Below are 23,756 nucleotides of genomic sequence, written 5' to 3' on the forward strand. Positions count from 1 at the left end.
GCCGCGCCCGGACGGCGCGGCCATGCCGCAAAGGATCACGACAGCCATGGTTCGCAAGGTTACCGATGTCACCGGTATGGATTTCGTCGACGTCACCGCGCAGGAGGGGGCGACCCTGTTCGACCTGTGGTCGCCCGCTTGCGCGCCCTGCGCCGCGCTGTCTCCGATCCTCGACGATCTGGCGCGGGACTTTGCGGACGATCTGCGCATCTGCAAGGCGAATGTCGCCGCCGACACGACGCTGGGCGAGCATTTTTCCGTCCGTTCGCTGCCGACGCTTTCGCTGTATCGTGACGGCGCGGAGGTCGACCGCGTCATCGGTTTCCGGTCGCGGGCGCAGCTGACCGCGTGGATCGAGAGCCTTTTGTGAGCGGCGCGTTCGGGGGCGATCCGGCGGTCAAGGCGGCGCTGCTCGACCGGCTGCGGGCGCATGCGGCGGACGATACGCTGCGGTTCGGGGCGACGGCATGGGACGGGCGGGGGGGCACGCCGCTGGGCGTATCGACCCGGGGCGGCGACAGCGCCGATTATGCCGATCGCTTCGGCTATCCGCTGGCCCTGGCGGGATTGCTCGATCCGATGACCGCCTATGCCGGTCCCGATCGGGCGGTCGATGCGGCGCTGGCCTGGGTGGAGCGCGTGCCGGCCGGTGCCGACCTGTCCCCGGTGCCCGAACGAATCGTCGATCATCTGCTGGGTGAGATGGCGGCCGACCGGCTGGCCGTATCCTGTCGTGCCGAACTCGGCCAGCTATACCATGCCGAGGCATCCGGGACGCCGCCGGCGCGACGCGACTGGGCGGAACTGCGCCGGCGGATCGAGCGGGCGGCGGAGGAGGAGCCGCCGTCGAGCGATGCGCGGGTCGCGCTGACCGCCTGTGCCACCGCCTGCTGGCCACTGACGACCAGCAGCTCGGTCCTGCCGACGCTGATCGCCGTCTGGCTGAAGGACGCCAGTCGCGTGCCGGACCCCGAATTCGGCGAAGCGGTGCGTGAACGGGCGCATGGCATGCTCGACCAGATCTATCGCGAAACCCAGCCGTTGCGCGACGCGGGCGAGGCGGTGGACATTCCCGCGCGGTTCCGCGCCCGTGCGCCCGCGCTTGCCGCCGCGTATGAGGCGCAGCTTGCGCGCGCCAATGCGCGCTACATCGATCGTGCGCGGTCGGTGCCGGACATGGTGCTCGCGCATCTCGCCGCCGTCGGCTGATCCCGGCGAACGGGTAGGGCGGCTCAGGCGGCGCCGTAGCCGCCGCCCCCCGGGGTTTCGATAACGAAGCGGTCGCCTGGCCGCAGGTCGACCTGATCGACGCCGCCCAAGGGCCGGATGCTGCCGTCGTGCCGTTCGACCCGCTGCGTGCCGACCGCGCCGTCGCCGCCGCCGGCGAGGCCGAAGGGCGCGACCGTCCGGCGGGAGGCGACGATGGTGGCGGTCATCGGCTCCAGCGCGGTGATCGCACGGACCACGCCGTCGCCGCCCGACCGTGCTCCCTTGCCGCCCGATCCCCGGCGGATCGCGAACCGGTCGAGCCGGACCGGGTAGCGATGCTCGAGGATTTCCGGGTCGGTGATCCGCGTGTTGGTCATGTGGCTGTGCACCGCGGACGTGCCGGCAAAGTCCGGCCCCGCGCCGGTCCCGCCGCAGATCGTTTCGTAATATTGATAGCGGTCGTTGCCGAACAGGAAGTTGTTCATCGTCCCCTGCGCCGCCGCGCAGGCGCCCAGCGCGCCGAGCAGCGCGTTGCAGACAGCCTGACTGACCTCGGTATTGCCCGCGACCACGGCGCGGCCCGGCGGCGGCGACAGGAACGTGTCGTCGGGGATGACGATGGTGAGCGGCGCGAGACAGCCTTCGTTGAGCGGCAGGTCTTCACCGACCAGGCAGCGAAAGGCGTAGAGGAGGACCGCGCGCGTGACCGCGGGGGGTGCGTTGATATTGCCGGTGCTGGCCGGACCGGTGCCGGTGAAGTCGATCGTCGCCGCACGCGCCGCATGGTCGATGGTGACGCGGACCTTGAGCGGCGTGCCGTCGTCCATTGCATAGTCGAACGCTCCGTCCGCCAGACGGGTCAGCACGCGGCGGATGCTTTCCTCGGCATGGGCCATGACATGCCTCATATAGGCTTCGACGACGTGCCAGCCGCTGGCGGCGACCAGCGCGGACAGTTCGGCGATGCCGGTCGCGTTGGCGGCAAGCTGCGCCTTGATGTCGGCCACATTGGTATCGGGGCTGCGGGCCGGATAGCGCGCGTCGGACAGCAGCGCACGGAACGCGTCCTCGCGCAGCTGCCCGCCATCGACCAGCAGGAAGTCGTCGATCACCACGCCTTCCTCCTCTAGCGTGCGCGAAGCGGGGGGCGTCGAGCCAGGGGTCAGCCCGCCGATATCGGCGTGATGGCCGCGATTGGCGACGAAGAAGCGGATGTCGCGCCCCGCATCGTCGAACACCGGCGCGATCACCGTCACGTCGGGCAGATGGGTGCCGCCGTTGAACGGATTGTTGAGCGCGACGACGTCGCCCGGCTTCAGCGTCTTCCCCCGGCTGGCGAGGATGGTGCGCACGCTCTCCCCCATCGCCCCCAGATGCACCGGGACATGCGGCGCGTTGGCGACCAGCCGCCCCTGCGCATCGAACAGCGCGCACGAAAAGTCGAGCCGTTCCTTCATGTTGACGCTGCTGGCGGTGTTGCGCAGCACGACGCCCATCCGCTCGGCAATGCCCATGAAGCGGGTATTGAACAGTTCGAGCTGGATCGGATCGACGACCGCCGGATCGAGCGCGCCGCGCGCGGCGGCCCCGTCGTGGCGCAGGACCAGTTCGCCGCCAGCGCCGACCTCGACGGTCCAGCCCGGTTCGACCATCGTCGTCGCGATCGCTTCGCGGATCAGCGCGGGGCCGGCGATCCGGTCGCCGGGGCGCAGGCCGGCACGGTCATGGACCGGCGTGCGATGGTCCGCGCCGCCGGTCCACACGGTCACATGGTCCAGCGGCGCGGGCAGGCCACCATCGCGCGGCGGCAGCGGCACGGGCGCAACCGGTTCGCCGGCGACAATCGCCTCCACCACCACACTGTCGATGACGATGGCGCGCTCGGGACTGACGAAGCCGAACCGGGCGCGATGCGCCTGTTCGAACGCCGCGCGCATCGCATCCTCATCGGCCCAGTCGACCGGCAGCGCGGTATCGGTGCCGGCATAGCGCAGATTGACCGTCACCACCCGGCGAGCGTCCGCACCGACCTCCCGCGCGGCGTCGTCGCCAAGCGTCGCGACCAGCGCGTCCAGCGCCGCGCCCAGCGGCTGTTCGACCGAACGCTGCCGGATCGCGACCTTGTCGGCCAGCCCCATGCCATAGGCGGACAGCACCCCGGCGAACGGATGGATCAGGACCGTGCGCATCCCCAGCACCTCCGCCACGCGGCAGGCATGCTGCCCGCCCGCGCCACCGAAACATTGCAGCGCGAAAGTCGCGACATCCTCCCCCTGTTCGAGTGCGACGCGCTTGATCGCGGCGGCCATCTGCGCGACCGCGACGTCGAGGAAACCTTCGGCAACCCGACGCGGATCGTCCATGCCCGTCCGTACGGCGAGATCGAAAAAGCCGCCCCGCGTCGCGGCGAGGTCGAGCGGTTCGTCGCCGTTCGGGCCGAACACCGCCGGGAAATAGGCCGGCTGAATCTTGCCGACCAGCACGTTCGCATCGGTCACGGTCAGCGGCCCGCCCCGCCGGTAGCAGGCCGGCCCCGGATCGGCTCCCGCGCTGTCGGGCCCGACGCGGAACCGCGACCCGTCATAGTGCAGGATCGAACCGCCGCCCGCCGCCACCGTCTCGATCGACATCATCGGCACGCGCATCGCGACACCGGCGATCTCGGCGTCCAGCACCCGCTCGAACCGGCCGGCATAGAGCGCGACGTCGGTCGAGGTGCCGCCCATGTCGAACCCGATTACCCGGTCGAACCCGGCGGCTTCCGCTGTCCGCGCCGCCGCGACGACGCCGCCTGCCGGTCCGGACAGGATCGCGTCCTTGCCCTGGAACGCCCGCGCATCGGCCAGCCCGCCGCTCGACTGCATGAAGTGCAGCGGAACGGGGCCGAGCGCGCCTGCCACCCGGTCGACATAGCGGCGCAGCACTGGCGACAGATAGGCATCGACCACCGTCGTCCGCCCGCGCGCGACGAGCCCGATCAGCGGGCTGACCGCATGGCTGGCCGAGACCTGCGCGAACCCGGCCTGCCGGGCGAGTGCGGCGACCCGCGCCTCGGTCGCGGCATGCGCCCAGCCATGGGTGAGCGCGATCGCGACGGCGTCATACCCCTCCACCCGGCGGGCGGTCAGCAGGGCGAGCGTCCCGGCATCGTCGAGCGGTAGGACCTCCACGCCGTCGCGATCGATCCGCCCGCCGATTTCGATCACATCGTCGTACAGCGGCGCGGGGCGGCGGATCGCCAGGTCGAACAGGCGCGGCCGGGTCTGGTCGCCGATCGCCAGCAGGTCGGCAAAGCCGCGATCGACCACCAGCAAAGTCCGTGCGCCCTTGCGTTCCAGCAGCGCGTTGGTCGCGACGGTCGTACCCATCTTGACCGCGGCGATGGCCTCGGCCGGCAGCGGGGCGTCGTCCGCCAGCTTCAGGATGGTGCGGATGCCGGCGACCGCCGCATCGGCATAGCGTTCCGGGTTTTCGCTCAGCAGCTTGGCGGTCTGCAACGATCCATCGGGCGCGCGGGCGACGATGTCGGTGAAGGTGCCGCCCCGATCGATCCAGAAAGACCAGCCCGCCATGTCCATCCTCCGTGACGAATCGTCGATAAATCGTCGACAAATGATCAAGCTGGATTGACAGATTTGCGCGCCGGCGCAACCCTCCGCCGGAGAAAGGGGATCGGGGCATGGCACAGGACAGGCGGGCTATCGTATCGTCGGCGCATCTTGCCGATGGCGCCGCGCCCGCTTTGTCCGAGTTGGAGTTCAGCCTGACGCTGGCGGCGGCATCCTATCAACGCTGGATCGCGCGTTGCGCGGCGGCCGCCGGTCTGGCGCTGTCGCCGCTGGAGGTGCTGATTCTCCATACCGTCCGCCACCGCGACCGGGCGAAGCGGATCGCCGACATCACCCTTGTCCTCGATATCGAGGACACGCACCTCGTCACCTACGCCATCCGCAAGCTGGAGCGCGCCGGGCTGATCGCGACGCACCGTGCGGGGAAGGAAAAGCTGGTCGCGGCGACCGATGCCGGCCGCGATTTCTGCGCGCAATATCGCGAAATCCGCGAGCGGGTCCTGGCCAGCGCGATCGTCGCCGACGGGCCCGACAGCGCGCAACTGTCCGACGCGGCCGACCTGCTGCGCCGCCTGTCGGGGCAGTATAACCAGGCGGCCCGCGCCGCCGCGACCTTGTAAGGGGGGAGGGGCGCCATGCTGGTCCTGTCGGGGATCGCGATCATCATCATCGGCTTCGCGCTGCGGGTGAACCCATTGCTGGTCGTCACCGTCGCGGCGCTGGCCAGCGCGGCCGCCGCCGGCCATGGCCCGGTCGAGGTCGTGGCGATGATCGGCAAGGCGTTTGTCGATGCCCGGTTCCTGGCGATCCCGTTCCTCGTGCTGCCGACGATCGGCCTGCTGGAGCGCGCCGGGCTGCGGGTCCGGGCGCGCGCCATCGTGCAGGGGCTGCGCCGCGCGACGGCGGGCCGGGTGCTGATCGGCTATCTCGCGCTGCGCCAGATCACGGCGGCGCTCGGCCTGATCTCGCTTGGCGGGCATCCGCAGATGGTGCGGCCGATCGTGGCGCCGATGGCCGAGGGTGCGGAGGAGCGCGACGAACACCGGCCGCTTGATCCGCAGACCCGCGATCACATCCGCGCCCATGCCGCCGCCGTCGACAATATCGGCGTGTTCTTCGGCGAGGATGTGTTCATCGCGGTCGGATCGATCCTGCTGATCCGTGCGATCCTCGAACAGGATGGCGTGACCGTCGCGCCGCTCGAAGTGGCGGTGTGGGCGATCCCGACCGCGATCGCCGCATTCCTCGTCCATGGCGCGCGGCTGCTGCTGCTCGACCGTCGCCTGAAGCGTCGCGCATGATCGGGCTGGACGCGCTCGGCATCGCGGCGGCGACCCTGCCGGCGGCGGTCGCGATCCATCATGCGCTCGACCGGGCGGAGCCGACGCGGTGGCGCAATGCGGGCTTCTGGGGCGTGTTCGCTCTGCTGCTGGGGGTGGGGCCGTGGCTGCCCGACCTGGCGAATGGCTGCCTCGTCCTCGTCATGGTCGGTCTTGCCACCTGGGGACTGCACCCGGTGCCGCCCGCACCCAGTTCGGCGGAGGCGCAGGGCGTGCAGGCGGCGCGGCTGGGCAACTGGCTGTTCGTGCCGGCGCTTGCGATACCGCTGGTGACGCTCGCAGGGACGCTGTCGGTCGGCGACGGTCGCATTGCAGGCGCCCCAGTGATCGATCCGAAACAGGTGACTTTGGTCGCGTTGACCATCGGCGCGGTCGTCGCGCTGGTGCTGGCGATGCGGCTTACCCGCCTGCCGCGGTCCGCGCCGGTGGCGGAGGCGCGGCGGCTGGTCGATGCGATCGGCTGGGCGATCGTCCTGCCGCAAATGCTGGCGGCGTTGGGCGGCGTCTTCGCGCTGGCCGGTGTGGGGAAGGTTGTGGCGGACGGGGTCGTGAATGTCGTCGCGCTCGATACGCCGCTGCTCGCCACCATCGCCTATTGCGTCGGCATGGCGCTGTTCACGATGGTGATGGGCAATGCCTTTGCCGCCTTTCCGATCATGACCGCCGGCATCGGGCTGCCGATCGTCATCCGCCAGTTCGGCGGCGATCCCGCGATCGTCGCGGCATTGGGCATGTTGTCGGGCTTTTGCGGCACGCTGATGACGCCGATGGCGGCCAATTTCAACATCGTGCCGGCCGCGATCCTCGAATTGCGCGACCGTTTCGGCGTCATCCGCGTGCAATGGCCGACGGCGATCGTCCTGCTCGTCTTCAATATCGCAGTGCTGGCGCTGTGCGCCTTTCCCGGAGGACTGGTTCGATGACTCCCGATCAGGCAGCGGCGTTCGCCCGCATCGCGCTGGGCCATGTGACGCGCGAATATCCGCACAAGGCGGACCATGTGATGACCGGCGATGCCGACGCCTATCTGCCGCGCCGGGTGCATCCGATCTTCTTCGGCAGCTTCGACTGGCATAGCTGCGTCCATGGCTATTGGCTGCTGACGCGCATCCGCCGCCTGTTCCCCGATCTGGCCGAAGCCGCCGCGATCGACGCGCTGTTCGCCGATGCCTTCACCGCGGAGAAGGTGGCGGCGGAGCGCGCCTATCTCGACCAACCGATGTCGCGCGGGTTCGAACGACCCTATGGCTGGGCGTGGTTGCTGATGCTGCACAGCGAACTGATCGTCGCCGGCAGCCCGCATGCCGCGACGCTGCGTCCGCTGGCCGATGCCTTTGCCGAGCGCTGGCGCGCGCATCTGCCGCTGATGACCTATCCGGTGCGGGTTGGCATCCATGCCAATACCGGTTTCGCGGTGGTGCTGGCCGATCGCTATGCGCGGGTGACGGGCGATACGGCGCTGCGCGAATTGATGGCGGAGCGGGTGCGGCACTGGTTCGACACCGACCGCGCGGCGCAGGCGTGGGAGCCGAGTGGCGAGGATTTTCTGTCGCCGGTGCTGATGGAGGCGATGGCGATGCAGCGCGTGCTGCCCGCCGACGCCTTTGTCGCGTGGTTCGCCGACTTCCTGCCCGCGCTGGGGGCAGGTGAGCCGGCGACGCTGCTCACCCCGGCGCGGATCAGCGACCGCAGCGACGGGCGCATCGCCCATCTCGACGGCCTGAACCTCAGCCGCGCCTGGGCGATGCGCGCGCTGGCACCCGCGATCGGCGGTACTGCGGGCGGCGTGCTGGAGGCTGCCGCCGATGCGCATCTGTCCGCCGCGCTGGGCGAGATTGCGGGCGACTATATGGGCGAACACTGGCTCGCGACCTTTGCCTTGCTGGCGCTGACCGGGGTCGATTGATCGCGGGCCCGGCGATGCCCGCTTCTCACCACGGAAGCGGCGGTATACCACGGCGACCATGCAAGCACCGGATCGCGTTCGTCGTGTCGTCATCCTGGGGGGCGGGACCGCCGGCTGGATGACGGCGGCCGCGCTGTCGCGCAGTTTCGGCGATACGGTCGCGATCACCCTGCTCGAATCCGATGCGATCGGCACCGTCGGCGTGGGCGAGGCGACGATCCCGACGATCCACTGGTTCAACGAGCTGATCGGGATCGACGAGGCAGAATTCTTGCGCGCGACGAAGGCGACGTTCAAGCTCGGCATCGAGTTCGTCGACTGGGCCGCGCCGGGACATCGCTATTTCCATCCCTTCGGACAGTTCGGGGCGACGCTGCCCGGCGTCGCTTTCCACCATCGCTGGCTGAAGGCGCAGGCGGAGGGCATGGACGTGCCGCTGTCCGCACTTTCGCTCGCGACGCAATTGGCGGCAGAAGGACGGTTCGCCAAGCCGGTGGGCGATCCGCGGTCGATCCTGTCGACGCTCGGCTATGCCTATCATTTCGATGCCGGGCTTTACGCCGCCTTCCTTCGACGGCGCAGCGAGGGCGCGGGCGTGGTCCGGGTCGAGGGACAGTTGCGCAACGTCGAGCGCGATAGCGACACCGGCCTGCTTACCGCGCTGGTCACCGAGCGCGGCGAACGCATCGCGGGCGACCTGTTCATCGACTGCTCGGGCTTTCGCGCGCTGCTGATCGCGGGGGAGATGGGGGAGGGCTATGAGGACTGGTCGCACTGGCTGCCCTGCGACCGCGCGGTCGCGGTGCCGTGCGCCCGGGTCGCGGCGACCACGCCGTTCACGCGATCGACCGCACGCGCGGCAGGGTGGCAATGGCGCATCCCGCTCCAGCATCGCACCGGCAACGGCTATGTCTATGCCAGCCGCTACGTGTCGGATGACGAGGCGGCGGCGACGCTGATGGCGAACCTCGATGGCGAGGCGCTGGCCGAACCGCGCTTCCTGCGCTTCACCGCCGGCACGCGGCGGCGGCCGTGGCGGGGCAATGTGGTCGCGATCGGGCTGTCGTCGGGATTCCTCGAACCGCTGGAATCGACCAGCATCCACCTGATCCAGAGCGGCATCGCCAAGCTGCTGACCTTGTTCCCGAACCGCGACCATGACCCGGCGCTGGCCGACCGGTTCAACACCGTGTTCGCCCGCGACATGGACGGGGTAAAGGATTTCCTGATCCTGCACTATCACGCCAACACCAACCCCGCCCCCCTGTGGCAGCACTGCCGGACGATGACGCTGCCCGAGACACTGATCGCGCGCGAGGAACAGTATCGGCGATCGGGGCGGATCATCCTCGATGCCGACGAATTGTTCCGCGACGCGAGCTGGCTGGCGGTGCTGAACGGTCAGGGGATCGTGGCGCAGGGCTATAACCCTCTGGCCGATGCGATCGACAGCGCGACGAATAAGGCGCAGGTCCGCCAGATCGCCGACGTGGTCGCGCGGGCCGCGCCGACGCTGCCGCTGCACGATGCCGCGCTGGCCGCGATCATCGGCACGGCATGACCGCGCCCGATATCGTCGCTCGGCGGGTCGGGACGGAGCGGCAACCGATCGCGATCGTCGACCATTTCCATCCCGACCCGGCAGCGTTGCGGGATATTGCCGCCGCCGCCCGGTTCGAACCGGCGCGACGGCAATATCCGGGCATCCGCGCGGCATTGCCGGGCGATTATTTCCAGGCGGTGCGGCCGGCGCTGTCGCAGGTGCTGGCACATGTCTTCGGTCATCGTGGCGGCGTCGCGCTGCTCGATGCCAGTTTCTCGATCGTGACCGTGCCGCCCGAACGGCTGTCCGTCGAGCAGCGATTGCCGCATTTCGACGCGGTCGAGCCGGACCGGATCGCACTGGTCCATTATCTGGGCGCGGGCGATAGCGGCGGCACCGCATTCTACCGCCATCGCACGACCGGGTTCGAGACGATCGACGCGACGCGTGCACCCGCCTATCTCGACGCGGTGACCCGCGAGGTGCGGCGGGTGCCGCCGCACGGCTTTATCGCCGGATCCACCCCGATGTTCGAACAGGTGTCGGCGATCGATGCGCGCTGCAACCGGGCGGTGATCTATCGCAGCGCGTTGCTGCACAGCGGATCGATCCCGCCCGGCGCGGTGCTGAGTGCCGATCCGCGTGAAGGGCGGCTGACGGTTACCGCCTTCCTGTCGCTGGGCTGAGCGCGCGCGGTGGCTGCACCGCCAGATAGACGGTGCTCCACAATTGTGCGGCGTTCGATTCATCCACGTCCTGCTTGCCGGCGCCGAACGCCATGACCCGGTATCGCCCGCCGCTATAGTCCCACGACCAGAGTTCGGAGCTCTGCGTCGCGCGGGTGGCGGCGATCGCGCGCCACAATGTCGCCTGCGCACGGGTCAGGACCGCGCGGGTCGCGGGCGGCAGGTCGCGGCGGGCGAGCTGCCGCTCGAGGCCGGCGGCGAACAACGCCTGCTGCCACGACCACACGACCGCGCCGTGATAGGCGGCCGGGGTGAAGCGCCCCTGTACGCTCGCGTCGGTCTGCGCCGGATTGGCGACGAGCATGCCGATATCGGTCATCAGCCCGGCGGGAAACGGTCGCATTGCCGCGGTGACATAGGTTTCCAGATCGGCGGGGGACGGTTCCGCGAACATCAGCGTGAAGCCTTCGTCGGAATGGACGATCGGGATCGGCCGGCCGGCGTCGTCGAGGGCGATCGCATGGAAGACCAGCGGCGCAGTGCCGAGGGCGGTGAGCGCGGGCGCGGCCGGGATGCCCAGCGTGCGGGCATAGTCGTCGATGCGCGGCCGGGCCTGGGTCGCGGGTATCGAGACGCGGAAGAGGGGCGGGGCGCGGTCGCGCCAGACAGCGGCCATCGCATCGGCCCGCGACAGCGCAGCGCGGTCCTGCGCCGTCAGGTAGCGGTCGAGCAGTCCGGCGCGCAGCAGCCGCGCCGCCGATTCGAGCGCGGCGGGCACGAACACCGCGTTGACGTCATAGGCATAGCGGCCGCGGCCCAGCCCCTCTTCGCTGTCGCGCCACTGGCCGGTCAGGCGGCCCTTGGGAATCGCGATCAGGCGCGAGGGTTCGGGGCGGTCGGCGAAGGGGCGTGCGCTGTCGATAACGTGGCGAAGGTTACGCACTAACGCCTTTCCGGCGGGGGCGGTGGTGCCGGGGATGGCTTCGCTGGCGATCGGGCGGTCGAGGAAGGCGCGGGCGGTGGCGGTGTTGCCGTGGTCGAGGAGATAGGCGGCGGCGACGGGGGCGAGCATATAGTCGTCGTCGACCATCGCGTAATCGAGCACGGCCGCGTCACTGCGCTGATTAAGTTTACGCCGGTCGACCACGGCGAACTCGCCAATGCCCTCTTCATGCGCGACATCGCCGCGCGCATCGAGCCGGGCGAGCACCGAACCCAGCCCCGCCTCGATCGCCTGCGGCTGCAACACCGGCATCAACAGGCGCAGCGACATCAGCGTGTCGCGACCGAAATAGGTCTGGAACCGCCACGACCCGGCGAGGAATTTTTCGCGATAGCTGAGGAAACGCAACGCGTTACGCGCGCCGGGATCGTTGGCGGCACGTGCGTTGAGCAATTCGTTCGCGGCAAGGCCGTGCAACGGCGTCTCCCCGCTCGACGCCAGGATTTCCATGCGCAGCGGCCGGCCGGCTGCGGCGACCAGCACGCCGCCCCGGATCGAGCCGGAGAGCAACCTTATCTGCAGCAGATAGCCGGGCCTGCCATCGAGGCGCGGGCGGCTCCAGCGGATCGTGTTGCCCGACACGACCGGATCGACCGCGACGTCGGCCGGAAAGCGACCCACCGACTGATAGTCGCGCAGGAAGCGGATCGACGACAGGACCGCCTGTTTCACCCGCAGTTCGGGCGCGTCGATGCTGGCGATGGTCTGCACGGCCGGTTGCGGACCGGCGATGCCCGGCGCGGTGGTCGGGCGCGGCGCCTGTTCCAGACGCCAGGTCGCCGCGCGCCCGACAGGTTCGAACCACAGCCCGACCCCGCTGTTCCCGGCGGGAAAGGCGACGAGGATGCGCGGATCGGTGCCGTTGCGCAGCAGCAGGTGCGCGGCGACCGGCCCTTCGCGGACAAAGGCGTTGAGATTCTGCCCCTCGGTCAGCTGATAGGCGAGTTCGGGCGCCCTGGCCGGTCGCTGTGCCACCGCCAGTCCCGTTCCCGCCAGCATCACGCCGGCCAGCATCCATCGCGCCACGGTCTTCATGTGTCGAACCTCTTTTGCGAAGCGCGCGACCCCGAAAAGGCCCCGCGCTCTTTCGTGACGTCATCGTACCCCCGCACCGGCGGGGGTCCAGAGCCAAGCAAAACAACGGCCTGCATTCGTGACCCTGGACCCCCGCCTGCGCGGGGGTACGGAAAGGCGACGACAGGGCCCGTCAGAACCGGAAGGTCAGCGTGCCCCCATAGGTCGGACCGACGATGCCGCGGGCATAGAAATAGCCGTCGGTAATCGCCTGGGTCTGACCCTGACGCGGATTGCCCTCGGTCAGGCCGACCACGTCGAACACGTTGTCGGCGTTCAGGTTCAGCTGCACCCGTTCGCTGAGGTTCAGGTTCACGCCGATCCCGGTCACGCCGTAGCTGGGCAGGGCGATGCCGTTGCCGTTGTCGGCAAAGATCTTGCCGACGAACTTGTAGCGGGCATAGACGTCGCCCAGCCCGTCGGGCAGCGTGAGCGTCGGCAGGATCGTGAACAGCTGCGCCGGCGTCCGTTCGGGGCGATTGCCCTCGAACGCCGCGCCCTGATCGACGCCGTCCAGCTGCAGGTTGAGCAGCTGCGGGTCCTGGAACACACCCTGGAAATCGACCGAGAACCAGTTGGTCGGCCGCACCACCAGGTCGATCTCGACCCCCTTGGTGCGCAGGTCGGCGTTCAGATTCTGCTGCTGCGACGGGTTGGTCGGGTTGGCGAAGTTGTAGTTCTGATTGTCGAAATTGGTGCGGAACACCGTCGCCGAGCCGGAGAAGAGGCGACCATATTGGTAGCGCACGCCGGCTTCGTACAGCTCGATCGTGGTGATCGGATCGACATTGTTGGTCTGGAACCCGTTGGCATAGCGGGCATAGACCGAGAAGTTCGGCGTGATCAGATAGTTGGCGCCGACCGTCCACGACGCCTTGCGCTGCGTGCGCTGCCGTGTGGTGAAGGTGCCGTCGAAGCTGGCGCCGACATTGCGGATGACGCCGCCGACGCCGGGCTGCACCGGCTGGTTCACCGCCAGCTGGTTGCCGTCGAGCGCGGTCGCGTCGTCGCTTTCCCAGCGCACGCCGCCGTCGACGCGCAGGTCGCCGAACGCGACTTCGTCGTTGACGTAGAGCGAGACCGCCGAGTCCCGCCGCTCGCGGATGCCGGCACCCCAGTCGCCATAGGAGACGAGGCCGTTGTCCGACAGCGTGCCGATGACCTGGTTGTTACCGTCCAGCGCGACGATGTCGTACACGTCGCTGTTGGTCTTCACGTCGTTGACCATGCTGGCGGTGGCCGACTGATCCTGCTTGCGGATCACGTTGTAATACATGACGCCGGCGGTCAGCGAGTTCTTGAACCGGTCGTTTTCATATTCCCAGCGACCGCCGACATTCGCGCCGAAATCGCGGCCGTCGATATAGTCGTGGTTGAGCGTGGTCCGCTGGAGGAAGCCGTTGCCGGCCAGCGCGGCGAGCTGTGCGGTCTGGTTCGACCCCAGCACCACGCCGGTCCGCAAATTCTTGATCCCGAAGCGCGTCGCCGCCGGATAGGCCGCGCGGCCGAGCGTCAGCAGGTCGTTGATCGGCGAGGAGGCGCCGGGCGTCAGATAGTTCTGCGCGCTGGTCAGGCCGGCATTGCCGGTGCCCGATCCTGGGAACAGGCCGTTGAAGTCGTAGGAATATTTCAGGTAGCGGGCATGGGCGAACAGGTCGATGGTCTCGCCCACCGGCTTTTCGATGTCGAAGCGGACCTGCGCGGTCTTCGCCTTGATCCCGTCGCGATAGCGGAATTCGCGGAAGCCGCTGGGATGGGCGAAGGTCGACACCGGCACCGCGATATTGGCGAAGGCATCGCCGCCGACATTGCCGTCCTGCGTATCCAGCCCCGGAATGCCGCGGATCTTGCCCCCGTCGAGGCGGTAGGGCATCGTCGCATAATAGGCGTTTTCGACATCGCCGCCCTTGGCCGACAGGCGCGCATAGCCGCCATCGTCGAAGCGATATTCGAGCATCCCCTTCAACCGCCAGCCGGCATAGTCGAACGGGTTTTCGCGCACGCCGGGGCTCGACTGGATATAGCCGCCGACATTGAAGGCGAGGTTTTCGGCCAGCGGCTGCGAATAATAGAAGTCGCCGCGCTTCATGCCGTAATTATAGGCGGTGACGCGTGCGGCTCCTTCGGCTTCCCTGAAGTTCGGGCGCTTCGAGATGAAGTTGATCGTCGCGCCCGCGCCGTTGACGGTCAGTACGCCCGACGACCCGCCCTTGACTGCTTCGAGGCGATCGATGGTCAGGTCCTGGTCGAAGAAGAAGTCGGCGCCGCCGCCGCCATAGAGGATCGGCATGCCGTCCTCCTGCAGCTGGACGAAGCGCTGGCCGCCGCCCTGCAGGCCGCGTACCGAATAGTTGTTCGATACCTGACCCGCCGTCGCTTCGACGAAGATGCCGGGCACCAGTTCGAGCATGTCGGCGGTCGAACGCGGCGCGCGCCGGTCGATATCGGCGCGGTCGGCGAGCGTGATATCGGCCGATGCGGTGATGAGCGGACGATCGCGCGAGGTCGTGCCGGTGACGACGATCACGTCCTGTTCGTCATCGGCGGTCGTGGTGCCGTCGGTCGCCTGCGTCGCGGCCGGATCGGCCGGCGCGGTCTGCGCCCAGGCGATCGTCGGCAGCATAGCGGCGCCAGCCAGCAATGCTGCACGCGCGGCTGCGCGATTGAATGTCAGCATGTTCCCTCTCCACCCAGATATTCCGTTGGTCCCGGCATTGCTGGGACCGGTTACATCTAGACCCCGGCGGAAAGGCCGGCAATCATGGTATACCGGGAACCGTATCAGAAAGTCGTTCTGTGGCGATTGCGCAACATTGGCTGGAACGGGTGCGGCCAAGTCGCCGTAAAGTCTTGCGAACCGCGTTGCTGGGCGCGGGCATGGCGGCGGTCGTGCGACCGGTGCGGGCGGCATCGTCGCGGGTCGAGGCGCTGATCACGCGGATGACCCTGGCCGAGAAGGCGGGACAACTCAGCTGTTTCAACGACGAGGTTCGGCCGGTCGGCGCGGTGTTCAATCCGGTCGTCGATCCCCGCGGGCGCGACGCGATGCTGGCCGATATCCGCGCCGGGCGGGTCGGCATGCTGTTCAACGGCTATGGCGTAGCGGGTGCGCGGGTGGCGCAGGCAGCGGCGTTGCAAAGCCGGCTGCGCATCCCGCTGGCCTTTGCCGCCGACGTGCTGCACGGCTGTCGCACGATCTTTCCGATCCCGCTGGCCGAGGCGGCGGCGTTCGACCCCGACCTGTCGCGGCGTGCGGCGCGAGCGGTCGCGCGCGAGACAACGGCGGGCGGCATCCATTGGACCTTCGCGCCGATGGTCGATGTCGCGCGCGACCAGCGCTGGGGCCGGGTGGCGGAAGGGGCGGGGGAGGATGTGCTGCTCAACCGCGTGCTGGCGGCGGCGCGGGTCGAAGGGTTTCAGGGACCGGACCTGACGCGCCCCGACGCGCTGCTGGCGACGCCCAAGCATTTCGTCGGCTATGGCGCGGTGCGCGGCGGCATGGAATATGCCGCGGTCGACATGAGCATGGCCGAGCTGCGCGAGACGTTCGTGCCGCCCTTCGCCGCCGCCTTTGCCGCCGGGGCGGGCGCGACGATGGCGTCGTTCACCGATTTTGGCGGGGTGCCGGTCAGCGCCAACCGGCCGCTGCTGACCGACCTGTTGCGCGGCGAACTGGGCTTCGACGGGGTGTGCGTGTCGGATTACGATGCCGACCGCGAGCTGATCGCGCACGGTATCGCGGCGGACGAGGCCGATGCGGCGCGGCTGGCGATCCTCGCCGGGATCGACATGTCGATGCAGAGCGGGTTGTTCGTGCGGCACCTGCCGGCGCTGGTGACGAGCGGCCGGGTGCCGGTGGCGGCGGTCGACCAGGCGGTGCGGCGGGTGCTGACGCTGAAGGAGCGGCTGGGCCTGTTCGACGATCCGTTCCGATCGATCGATGCGCGGGCCGAGCGGCGCGAGACGGGGAGCGTGGCGATCCGGCGGACCGCGCGCGAGGTGGCGACGCGATCGATCGTGCTGTTGCGCAACGATCGCGACCTGCTGCCGCTGCCGCGCACCGGGCGGCGCATCGCGCTGATCGGGCCGTTCGGTGCGGACCGGGCGAATTTGAACGGGCCATGGTCGTTCGCGGGCGATGCGACGGACGGGATCGATATCGCGCAAGGCGTGCGCGCGATGCTGGCCGATCCGCAGGCGCTCAGCGTCGAGGCGGGGTGCGGGATCGTCGATCCGCTGCCCGGCGGGATCGAGCGCGCGGTGGCGGCGGCGCGCGCGGCGGACGTGGTTCTGCTGGCGATCGGCGAGGGCGCCGACATGTCGGGCGAGGGCAACAGCCGCACCGCTATCGTCGTGCCGCCGGTGCAGCAGGCGCTGGCGGAGGTGGTCGCGGCGACCGGGCGGCCGGTGGTGGTGCTGTTGCGCCATGGCCGGGCGCTGGCGCTGGACGGGGCGGTGCGCGATGCGCCCGCGCTGCTCGCGACGTGGTTCCTGGGGGAACAGACCGGTCCGGCGATCGCCGACATCCTGTTCGGCGTCGTGGAGCCGACCGGACGGCTGCCGGTCAGCTTTCCGATGGCAAGCGGACAGCAGCCCTGGTCCTATGACCGGCGCAGCACCGGGCGGCCGGCCCCCGACAGCGATCCGATGGCGGCGGGCCGCAGCCATTGGCGTGATGCGCCGGACCGCGCGCTATACCCGTTCGGGTCGGGCATGGGGTATACGCGCTTCGCGCTGTCCGAGCTGCGCCTGCCGGCCATGGTCGCGGCGGGGGCGGCGGTGCCGGTATCGGTGGCGGTGCGCAACATCGGCGCGCGGACCGGAACGGCACTGGTCCGCGTCGACCTGCACGACCGGGTGGCGAGCAGGAGCCGACCGGTGCGCCAGATGAAGGCGTTCGCGCGGGTGACGCTGGCACCGGGCGCCGAGACGCGGGTCGCGCTGGAGATCGCCGGCGACGCGCTGGCGCTGGTGGCGAGCGACGGGACGTGGCGGATCGAACCGGGCGCGTTCGACTGCTGGGTCAATGCGGGGGACGATGCCGAAATTGCGGGGGCGTTCGAGGTGCGGTGAACGGAGGGCTCGGAGGCCGCGCCGGTGAGGCGGGATCAGGGTTGCGGTTCGGCGCGCAGCCAGCCCGTGATCGAATAGCGCCGCGCCGGGGCGGCACGGGTCACTTCGCTGACGCTGTGTTCCTGCGGCACGGCAAAGATGGTCATCCGGTTGAACCCCGGCGCGACCGCGCGCAGTTCGCCGTCCGGCCCGTGGAACAGCAGCAGCCCGCCCCATTCGGGCCGCCATCCCGGGGTGAGGCCAAAGACATAGGCGGCCCGGCGATGCTTGCCCGCGACGGCATCGTCATGGACGGTCAGGAAATCGCCGGGGGCATAGGCGGTCGCCTGCGCATCGGCGAACCGTACGTCACCCGCCCCGGTAATCGCCCGCAAGGCGTCCAGCATCGCCGGCGACGACATCCAGCGGGCGAAACCGCCAAGCGGGGTCGTATCGCCCGCGCGGTCCCGCACGGCGTCGGACACGCGGATGCTGTCGAAGCGGAACTGAAAGCCGGCGCGCGCGGCGGCATAGACCGCGAGGTTCAGCGCCTCGGCCCGTTCCGGCGGGATCGCCCCCCATCCGGCGCGGTCGAATTCGACGACCTGGTCGCCGCTCAGCACCAGCTTGCGCCAGTCGGTCCGCTGGCGCAGATGCGCCGAAAGCAGCAGCGCGGCATCGCCGGCCAGGGCATTGTCGATCACCACGCGCCCGTCGCGGCGATAGCGTTCGGCGAGCATCGCGAGATCGAGGGTCGGGTCGAGCGTGAACATCGGTGCCGGATGGCATGGCACCGATCGCGCGGCGAATGAAGCCCCCGTGTCGGGCGACGGCTTGCGCCATCGCGCCGGCTGGGCGAAACCTTTCGCGTATGACCACCCGGTATTCCGCATGATCGAACTGCTCGCGCTCAACCCGTCGCTCGACCGGACGGCACTTGCCGCGCAATTCGCGGCGGACGGACGGGTGCAGATCCGCGATGTGCTGACCGATGTCTCGGCACGCGCGCTCCACCGCGTCATCGCCGAACAGACGCCATGGGGCATCGCCTATGATGTCGGCACCGACAAGCCGGTCGGGCTGACCGCCGCCGAGTTCGCCGCGCTCGACCCGGCACGCCGCACCGCCATCCGCGAGGCGATCGAGCAGGCGATGCGCGGGCGCGACTATGGCTTTTCCTATGCGCGCTACCCGATCCTCGATGCCTATCTCCAGCACTGGGCGCCGGGCGGGCCGCACGACATCGTGCTCGAACATATCAACGACGCGCCGTTCCTCGACCTGGTGCGCGGCGTCACCGGCATGCCCGACCTGCGCAAGGCGGATGCGCAGGCGACCTTGTTCGCGCCGGGCCAATTCCTGGCGGAACATAGCGACTCCCATGTCGGGGAGGGGTGGCGCATCGCATACGTCCTGTCGCTCTGCGCGGTCGACTGGCGGCCCGACTGGGGCGGCTATCTGCAGTTCTTCGACGACGATGGCGATATCGTTGCGGGATATCGGCCGCGCTTCAATGCCCTGAGCCTGTTTGCGGTGCCGCGCCCGCATGCCGTCAGCTATGTGCCGCCATTCGCGCCGGTGGGGCGCTATTCGATCACCGGCTGGTTCCGCGACCGGTGATCGCCGCCACGCTTCGACAGGCGGCGCTGGCGGCGGCGGCGCGGGGAGACGACGCTGCTGCGGCCAGGGGCTTTGCGCAGGCGGTGGCGACCTATCCGGGCGATGCCGCGCTGCTCAACAGCGCCGGGAATTTCCATGCCGGGGCGGGGCGGGCGGCGGAAGCACTGGCGCTGTTCGACCGCGCACTCGGCATCGATCCGGCGCTTGGCGAGGCGGCGATCAACCGCGCGATCGTCCTGACCCGGCTGGGCCGCGCAGCCGAGGCGGTGGCCGACCTGACCGCGCGAGAGGCGGCGCTTGCCGGGCATCCGCGCTATTGGACGACGCGCGCCGCAGCCGAAAATGCTGCGGGAAACCTGCGCGGGGCTGCCGCCAGCTATGACGAGCAACTGCGCCGCGATCCGCGCAACCGCCGGGCGCTCCATGGCCGGGCGCGTATCGCGCTCGACCGGGGCGATGGCAGCGCGATCGCCCGGTATGATGCCGCGCTGGCCGAGACGCCGGGCGACCCGTGGCTGTTGCACGGGCTGGCACAGGCGCTGGAGGCGGCGGGCGACCGGGCGGCTGCGCTTGAGCTGTCGAGGCAATTGGCGACGCAGCTGCCGCAATGGATCGACGCGCTCGAACTCCATGCCACGCTGCGCTGGGCAGCAGGCGATCGGGACGATTTCTGCGATCATTATGCCGCGGCTGTGCCGCATCATGCCGATGGCGCGGCGGAGCGATCCTGGGCGGCGATGCTGGCCGGGGTCGATGCGCATGCCGCCGCCGCCGACATCCTGGCGCAATGCCGTGCGCGGATCGGTCCGCGCGACCCGTTGCTGCTCGACGAAGCGGTCTATCGTGGCGAGGCCGGGGACGATGCGGGTGCCGAGGCGATCTTTGCCGCCGGGACGCCCGCAACCCCCGACTGGTGGATTGCCGCCGCACGGCAGGCGCTGCGGGCCGGACGCCCCGAACAGGCCGATACGCTGCTGGGACAGGCGATCGCGGTGCGGGATGATGACGTGATGGCGTGGAGCCTGCGCGATCTGGCATGGCGGGTGCTGGGCGATCCCCGCCACGACTGGCTGCATGGCAACCCTGCGCTGATCCGCGAAGCGTCGCTCGACCTGTCCGACACGGCGCTGACGGACGCGAGCGCGACGCTCGACCTGCTCCACGACCGCGCGGCGATGCCGATCGGTCAGTCGGTCAAGCTGGGCAGCCAGACGCGCGGCGGGCTGTTCCAGCGTGACGAATCCGCGATCCGGGTCGTCGCGCAGGCGGTGGAGCGGGCGCTCGGTGCCTATCGCGAGTCGCTGCCCGCGGCCGATCCGACGCATCCGTTGCTGCGGGCCCGCGTGCGGCCGTGGCGGATCGCAGGAAGCTGGTCGATCCGTTTGAGCGGGGAGGGGCGCCACGCGCCGCATGTCCACCCCCAAGGGCTGTTGTCGTCGGCGGCCTATTTCGAAGTACCCGGTGGCGAGGCGGGCATGCTGGAGCTTGGCCGGCCGCCTGCGAACCTGCGCCTCGACCTGGCGCCGCTGCGGACGGTCGTGCCGCGCGTCGGACATTGCGTCCTGTTCCCCAGCACCCTGTTCCACGGCACCCGGCCTATCGCGTCGGGCAAGCGGATGACGATCGCCTTCGACGTCGCTTCACGCTGACAGCGAAAGGGGCACCCGCGTTGCCGCGGATGCCCCCCTTGTTTCCATCGACGGACGACGGCGTCAGAACTGAAGCCGTGCACCCACGAAGAAATCGCGACCCAGCACGTCATAGGTTCCGGGGAAGGTGTTCGCCTGTTCCTGCAGCGAGCCGAGCACTTCCGGCTTCTGGTTGGTCAGGTTGTTGACGCCGATGTTGATCTGCAGCTTGTCGGTCGCATCGAACGCCGCGGCCAGATCGACATAGTTCACCGCGCCGATCCGTGCGTTCGGGAACAGCGCCGGATCCTGCGGCGTGCGCACCAGGCCGACGAACGTGTTGTTGAGACGACGATCCTCGACGCCACCGAAGTAGCGCCAGCGCGCCGACAGGACCATCGGGCCGTCGGATACGCTGAGGCGGGCATTGTGCTTCCACTTCGGCATCGGGTTGAGCGTCGGAACGATCGGAACCGAACCCTCGCCGATCGTCTCACGCTCCGGAATCGCGGCGACCGACGTGCTACGGAACTTGTCGAGCCACGTGCCGAGGAACGAGAAGCTGATGTTCGAACGATCCCCGCCGGTGATCGAGAAATCGACCGGCAGCGAATAATCGGCGGCGACGTCGATGCCCGAGGTCCGGAGCGTCGCGATGTTGGCCGACAGCACGTTCGGGTTACGTCCGCCCGACGTTTCGCCGATCGCCCCGGTTGCCGTGTTGCGAACGCCCTGGAAGATCGAACAGATCGGGTTGCTGAGGTTCTGTGCCACGGTGAAGCACAGCGACAGCGCATCGTTCAGGCCGCCACCGAAGGTCGCAATCGTGTCCTGCACCTTGATGTTGAAGTAATCGACCGTGACGTTCAGGCGCGGAATGAAGCTCGGACGGAACACGACACCGGCGGTGTAGGTGTCCGAGGTTTCTTCCTGCAGGTTGGGATCGCCGCCAAAATTGGCCTGGATCTGGGCGTTCGGCTGCACCGCGCGGGTAAAGACCGCAGCCGCCGGCACGCCGTTGGCGATGCAGAGCTGGCGGATGGCCTCCGTCCGGTTGGCCGGGGCGCCGCGATCCGAACACGGGTCCTGCGCCTGCGGGAATCCGGTCGAGTTGCCGCCGAACAGGTCCTGCACGTTCGGCGCACGCACCGCACGGGCATATTGGCCACGCAGCGTGATGTCGCGGACTGGCGAGAGCTGCGCACCGGCGGCATAGGTCCACACCCCGCCCACTGCGTTCAGCGAATAGTCCGAATAGCGGGCGTTGCCGGTCAGTTCGAGCTTGTGGACGATGTTCTCGCTCAGCAGCGGCACGTTCAGTTCGCCGAACACTTCGCGCGCACTATATTCGCCGCTGGTCGGCTGACCCGCGTTGAAGCCGGCGACGTCGCCCGATGCCAGGAAGGTGTCGGGACGATAGCTGGCCGACATGCCGCGATATTCGACACCGGCGGCGAAGGCGACCGCATCGGCATTGTTGCCGATGGTGAACAGGTCGCCGTTCACCGAGCCGACGAAGTTGCGGATGTCCGAGCGTTCGAGGTTGGTCGAATTGATCGTGACGTAGCGGATCGCCGCCGGATCGGCGAGGCCGAGCCCGAAGACGTTGAGCGGACGGCAGCCGGCAAGACGCGCAGCGGCGTTGCGGCACTGGAGGGTGCCGTTGACGATCTCCGTCTCGGTCGCCGCGGCGAAGCGGCTGCGCGAGATGTTGCCCTGCTGGAACTGCTGGTTCTCGGTCCGGGCGTACATATAGTACACGTCGAAGCGCAGGTCCTCGGTGATGTCGCCGCGGATACCGCCCAGCAGGCGGAACGCGGTACGGCTGGCGTCGACGTTGCGCGGACCCGACTGGTTGAACCGGAAGTTTACGTTGGTGGTGACATAGCCGTCGCCATCGGTGTCGAGCGGACGCAGCAGGCCGCGCGTCTGGTCGTTGAACCAGGGGCTGGCGATCTGCAGGTTCAGCGCCTGGCCGATCGGCGTGGGGGCCAGTTCCTGCGGGACCGACGTCTTGACGAAGCTCAGTTCGGTATAGCCGGTGATGTTCTCGGCGATTTCATAGCTGCCATAGCCACCCATCAGGTAGCGTTCCTGCGGCAGCTGCAGATAGTTGTCGGGCGCGAAGTTGTAGAGATCGGCCGGATCGTTGAACGCACGCGTGCCGCCGCCGGTCGGGTTGAACACATAGCCGAGCGCCGCGCCGCCGGTGGTGATGGCGGGCAGGGTCGCGATCGGGGTCGATGCCGAACCCTGCGGCACCAGGCCGACTTCGCCGCCGCGCGTGGCGCAGGTCGACAGCGCGCCGCCGAGGTTGGTGCCGATGCCGGTCTGCGAATTGGTCGAACCGCGCACGATGCAGCCATCGCCCGCTGCATTGCGCGAGAAGGCGCGCGCGTCCTGGAAGATCGGTTCGCGACGGGTATAGTTGGCATAGACGGTGACCGAGCCGCGACCGTCGGCGAACTTCGATCCGAACGCGAAGTTCACGTCATAGCGTGCGCCGTCGCCCTGTTCGGTCAGCGCATACTGCCCGCCGATGATGGCGCCGTTCAGGTCCTGACGCAGGTTGAAGTTGACGACGCCGGCAATCGCATCCGAACCATAGGTCGCCGACTGACCGCCGGTCAGCACTTCGACATTCTGCAGCATGAACTGCGGAATGGTGTTCAGGTCGACGATCTGGTTGGTGTCGTACGACATCCAGCGGCGGCCGTTGACCAGCACCAGCGTGCGGGTGGCGCCCAGGTTGCGCAGGTTGAGCGTCGCCGCGCCGGTGCCCGGGTTGTTCGAGAACCCGGTCGTGCCCGGCACGGCCTGCGGCAGCGTGTTGATGACCTGTTCGACGTTGACCGCGCCAGTCAGCTGGAATTCTTCCGCCGCCACGACCGCGATCGGGCTGGGCGAGGTCAGGTCGCGCCGCTGGATGCGCGATCCGGTGACCACGATCGTATCGTCACCGGTGCCGCTGGCTTCGGTCGTTTCCTGAAGCCCGGTCCCGGTCGTCGGTTCGGCGACCTGCGCCAGCGCGGGCGAGGTCAGCGCGATCGCAGCCCCGGCAAAGACGGTGGTCGTCAGCAATCGCGAGCGAAATGCTACCATGTAGGATGATCCCCCAATTCGTTA

The 23,756-nt window shown here is 69.1% G+C and carries 16 protein-coding genes; 11 read left to right on the forward strand and 5 right to left on the reverse strand.

Translation table 11 applies throughout. From position 1 onward, the window contains the following. Positions 1-46: 46 nt before the first annotated feature. Positions 47-370, forward strand: a complete 324-nt coding sequence (locus tag CA237_RS09985) for a thioredoxin domain-containing protein (RefSeq protein WP_066689578.1) — start codon at positions 47-49, stop codon at positions 368-370. Further along, positions 367-1,209, forward strand: a complete 843-nt coding sequence (locus CA237_RS09990; RefSeq protein ID WP_066689579.1) for a hypothetical protein — start codon at positions 367-369, stop codon at positions 1,207-1,209. The genes CA237_RS09985 and CA237_RS09990 overlap by 4 nt, the downstream gene beginning before the upstream one ends. Positions 1,210-1,232: 23 nt before the next feature. On the opposite strand, the gene CA237_RS09995 is transcribed toward CA237_RS09990, so the two are convergent. Further along, positions 1,233-4,781: a hydantoinase B/oxoprolinase family protein gene (locus tag CA237_RS09995; RefSeq protein WP_084401451.1), complete on the reverse strand. Its 3,549-nt coding sequence runs from the start codon at positions 4,779-4,781 to the stop codon at positions 1,233-1,235. A gap of 107 nt (positions 4,782-4,888) precedes the next feature. Here CA237_RS09995 and CA237_RS10000 point away from each other — a divergent pair, with 107 nt between their 5' ends. The 6 genes from CA237_RS10000 to CA237_RS10025 are packed head-to-tail and all read left to right on the forward strand — an operon-like array spanning position 4,889 to position 10,253. Beyond that, positions 4,889-5,398, forward strand: coding sequence for a winged helix DNA-binding protein (locus CA237_RS10000; protein ID WP_066689581.1), 510 nt, complete (start codon positions 4,889-4,891; stop codon positions 5,396-5,398). Between the two features lie 15 nt (positions 5,399-5,413). Next, a complete protein-coding gene (locus tag CA237_RS10005; protein WP_066689582.1) occupies positions 5,414-6,079 on the forward strand; it encodes a DUF969 family protein in 666 nt (221 codons plus the stop codon). Then, positions 6,076-7,041 carry a DUF979 domain-containing protein gene (locus tag CA237_RS10010; protein WP_066689583.1) on the forward strand — a complete coding sequence of 322 codons (966 nt, stop codon included), beginning with the start codon at positions 6,076-6,078 and terminating at the stop codon, positions 7,039-7,041. The genes CA237_RS10005 and CA237_RS10010 overlap by 4 nt, the downstream gene beginning before the upstream one ends. Continuing rightward, positions 7,038-8,024: a DUF2891 domain-containing protein gene (locus tag CA237_RS10015; RefSeq protein WP_066689584.1), complete on the forward strand. Its 987-nt coding sequence runs from the start codon at positions 7,038-7,040 to the stop codon at positions 8,022-8,024. The genes CA237_RS10010 and CA237_RS10015 overlap by 4 nt, the downstream gene beginning before the upstream one ends. 58 nt (positions 8,025-8,082) lie before the next feature. Then, a complete protein-coding gene (locus CA237_RS10020) occupies positions 8,083-9,585 on the forward strand; it encodes a tryptophan halogenase family protein (RefSeq protein WP_066689585.1) in 1,503 nt (500 codons plus the stop codon). Then, positions 9,582-10,253, forward strand: a complete 672-nt coding sequence (locus tag CA237_RS10025) for a DUF6445 family protein (RefSeq protein ID WP_066689586.1) — start codon at positions 9,582-9,584, stop codon at positions 10,251-10,253. Before CA237_RS10020 ends, CA237_RS10025 begins: the two co-directional genes overlap by 4 nt. On the opposite strand, the gene CA237_RS10030 is transcribed toward CA237_RS10025, so the two are convergent. Then, a complete protein-coding gene (locus CA237_RS10030; RefSeq protein ID WP_066689587.1) occupies positions 10,228-12,291 on the reverse strand; it encodes a hypothetical protein in 2,064 nt (687 codons plus the stop codon). The two genes, CA237_RS10025 and CA237_RS10030, sit on opposite strands and share 26 nt — an antisense overlap. Positions 12,292-12,463: 172 nt before the next feature. Further along, positions 12,464-15,007 (reverse strand): TonB-dependent receptor, encoded by a 2,544-nt coding sequence (locus CA237_RS10035; RefSeq protein WP_126013959.1) that lies wholly within the window; start codon positions 15,005-15,007, stop codon positions 12,464-12,466. A 173-nt stretch (positions 15,008-15,180) separates the two neighbouring features. On the opposite strand from CA237_RS10035, the gene CA237_RS10040 reads away from it, so the two are divergent. Continuing rightward, entirely contained in the window at positions 15,181-17,403 is a 2,223-nt protein-coding gene (locus CA237_RS10040; RefSeq protein ID WP_232307916.1) for a glycoside hydrolase family 3 N-terminal domain-containing protein, read from the forward strand. Between the two features lie 35 nt (positions 17,404-17,438). Here the strand turns inward: CA237_RS10040 and CA237_RS10045 are convergent, their stop codons facing one another. Continuing rightward, positions 17,439-18,155, reverse strand: a complete 717-nt coding sequence (locus tag CA237_RS10045; protein ID WP_066689589.1) for a 2OG-Fe(II) oxygenase family protein — start codon at positions 18,153-18,155, stop codon at positions 17,439-17,441. Here CA237_RS10045 and CA237_RS10050 point away from each other — a divergent pair. Together CA237_RS10050 and CA237_RS10055 are read left to right on the forward strand one after the other, a co-directional pair. Continuing rightward, entirely contained in the window at positions 18,148-19,002 is an 855-nt protein-coding gene (locus CA237_RS10050; RefSeq protein WP_232307917.1) for a 2OG-Fe(II) oxygenase family protein, read from the forward strand. The genes CA237_RS10045 and CA237_RS10050 overlap by 8 nt on opposite strands. Beyond that, positions 18,999-20,651: a putative 2OG-Fe(II) oxygenase gene (locus CA237_RS10055; protein WP_126013961.1), complete on the forward strand. Its 1,653-nt coding sequence runs from the start codon at positions 18,999-19,001 to the stop codon at positions 20,649-20,651. The genes CA237_RS10050 and CA237_RS10055 overlap by 4 nt, the downstream gene beginning before the upstream one ends. 63 nt (positions 20,652-20,714) lie before the next feature. Here the strand turns inward: CA237_RS10055 and CA237_RS10060 are convergent, their stop codons facing one another. Next, positions 20,715-23,732 (reverse strand): TonB-dependent receptor, encoded by a 3,018-nt coding sequence (locus tag CA237_RS10060; protein WP_084401744.1) that lies wholly within the window; start codon positions 23,730-23,732, stop codon positions 20,715-20,717. Positions 23,733-23,756: the final 24 nt, after the last annotated feature.

Source organism: Sphingomonas sp. ABOLH (assembly GCF_003951715.1).
In the GTDB taxonomy this organism is placed as follows: domain Bacteria; phylum Pseudomonadota; class Alphaproteobacteria; order Sphingomonadales; family Sphingomonadaceae; genus Sphingomonas; species Sphingomonas hankookensis_A.

Excerpts from the sequence above, each read along its gene's own strand:
- CA237_RS09985 (WP_066689578.1), top strand. The coding sequence starts at position 47 with ATGGTTCGCAAGGTTACCGATGTCACCGGTATGGATTTCGTCGACGTC.
- CA237_RS09995 (WP_084401451.1), bottom strand. The coding sequence starts at position 4,781 with ATGGCGGGCTGGTCTTTCTGGATCGATCGGGGCGGCACCTTCACCGAC.
- CA237_RS10000 (WP_066689581.1), top strand. The coding sequence starts at position 4,889 with ATGGCACAGGACAGGCGGGCTATCGTATCGTCGGCGCATCTTGCCGAT.
- CA237_RS10005 (WP_066689582.1), top strand. The coding sequence starts at position 5,414 with ATGCTGGTCCTGTCGGGGATCGCGATCATCATCATCGGCTTCGCGCTG.
- CA237_RS10010 (WP_066689583.1), top strand. The coding sequence starts at position 6,076 with ATGATCGGGCTGGACGCGCTCGGCATCGCGGCGGCGACCCTGCCGGCG.
- CA237_RS10015 (WP_066689584.1), top strand. The coding sequence starts at position 7,038 with ATGACTCCCGATCAGGCAGCGGCGTTCGCCCGCATCGCGCTGGGCCAT.
- CA237_RS10020 (WP_066689585.1), top strand. The coding sequence starts at position 8,083 with ATGCAAGCACCGGATCGCGTTCGTCGTGTCGTCATCCTGGGGGGCGGG.
- CA237_RS10025 (WP_066689586.1), top strand. The coding sequence starts at position 9,582 with ATGACCGCGCCCGATATCGTCGCTCGGCGGGTCGGGACGGAGCGGCAA.
- CA237_RS10030 (WP_066689587.1), bottom strand. The coding sequence starts at position 12,291 with ATGAAGACCGTGGCGCGATGGATGCTGGCCGGCGTGATGCTGGCGGGA.
- CA237_RS10035 (WP_126013959.1), bottom strand. The coding sequence starts at position 15,007 with ATGCTGACATTCAATCGCGCAGCCGCGCGTGCAGCATTGCTGGCTGGC.
- CA237_RS10045 (WP_066689589.1), bottom strand. The coding sequence starts at position 18,155 with ATGTTCACGCTCGACCCGACCCTCGATCTCGCGATGCTCGCCGAACGC.
- CA237_RS10060 (WP_084401744.1), bottom strand. The coding sequence starts at position 23,732 with ATGGTAGCATTTCGCTCGCGATTGCTGACGACCACCGTCTTTGCCGGG.